General features: G+C 66.0%; 1 protein-coding gene. It reads left to right on the top strand.

The genetic code is table 11. The annotated features are described in order from the left end of the window. The coding region (gene dnaA, locus AC08ON_RS11310) for a chromosomal replication initiator protein DnaA (RefSeq protein WP_476616932.1) at positions 1–1,191 on the top strand (1,191 nt) is incomplete at its 5' end. Between the last annotated feature and the right edge of the window lie 15 nt (positions 1,192–1,206).

Genomic DNA, 1,206 nt, shown 5'->3' with positions numbered 1-1,206 from the left:
GCCGCAGCCCCGGTGCCGGCACCAGTGCCGCCGGCGCCGGCGGCACTGGTGAACGGCGAACTGCCCTTCCCCGACGCCACCGAGGGAACACCACCGGTACGGGTCAGCGCGGGTCTCGGACGCGATGCGGCGCCGCACGAGACCGAACCGGCCCAGGCCCGGCTGAACCCCCGCTACATTTTCGAGACGTTCGTCATCGGCGACAGCAACCGGTTCCCCCACGCGGCAGCGGTGGCCGTCGCCGAGGCACCCGCGAAGGCCTACAACCCGCTTTTCATCTACGGGGACTCCGGGCTCGGCAAGACTCACCTTCTGCACGCGATCGGTCACTACGCACTCAGGCTCTACCCGAACATGCGGGTGAAGTACGTGAGCTCCGAGGAGTTCACCAACGACTTCATCAACTCGATCCGGGACGACCGCCAGCAGGCGTTCCAGCGGCGCTACCGTGACATCGATGTCCTGCTCGTTGACGACATCCAGTTCCTGGAAAACAAGGAACGGACGCAGGAGGAGTTCTTCCACACCTTCAACGTCCTGCACGACGGCGAGAAGCAGATCGTGATCAGCTCCGACCGCTCGCCCAAGCAACTCTCGGCCCTGGAGGACCGGCTGCGCAGCCGCTTCGAGTGGGGGCTGATGACCGACATCACCCCGCCCGACCTCGAGACGCGCATCGCCATCCTGTCGAAGAAGGCGGCCACGGAGCGCCTGCCGGTACCCCCGGATGTCCTCGAGTACATCGCCACGCACATCGAGCGCAACATCCGTGAGCTGGAGGGGGCGCTGATCCGGGTCGCGGCCTTCGCGAGCCTGAACAAGTCCCACGTCGACCGCACGCTCGCCGAGATCGTGCTGCGTGATCTCATCCCCGATGCCGGCAATCCCGACATCACGGCCGCCGCAATCATGAACGCGACGGCGGCGTACTTCGGCGTCTCGATGGAGGACCTGTGCGGCACCTCACGTAGCCGCGTGCTGGTCACCGCCCGTCAGATCGCGATGTACCTGTGCCGGGAGCTGACCGACCTGTCGCTACCGAAGATCGGCCAGCACTTCGGGGGGCGGGATCATACGACGGTCATGCATGCCGATCGCAAGATCCGCGGGCTGATGGCGGAACGGCGCGCGATCTACAACCAGGTCACCGAACTGACAAACCGCATCCGTCTGCAGGCCCGGCAGGCCTAGCGGGAGTTTCCTAGA

Source organism: Frankia sp. CoWAU3, from assembly GCF_977971855.1.
The sequence above is the reverse complement of the archived record's forward strand: the minus strand, read 5'-3'. Positions and strand labels throughout refer to the sequence as shown.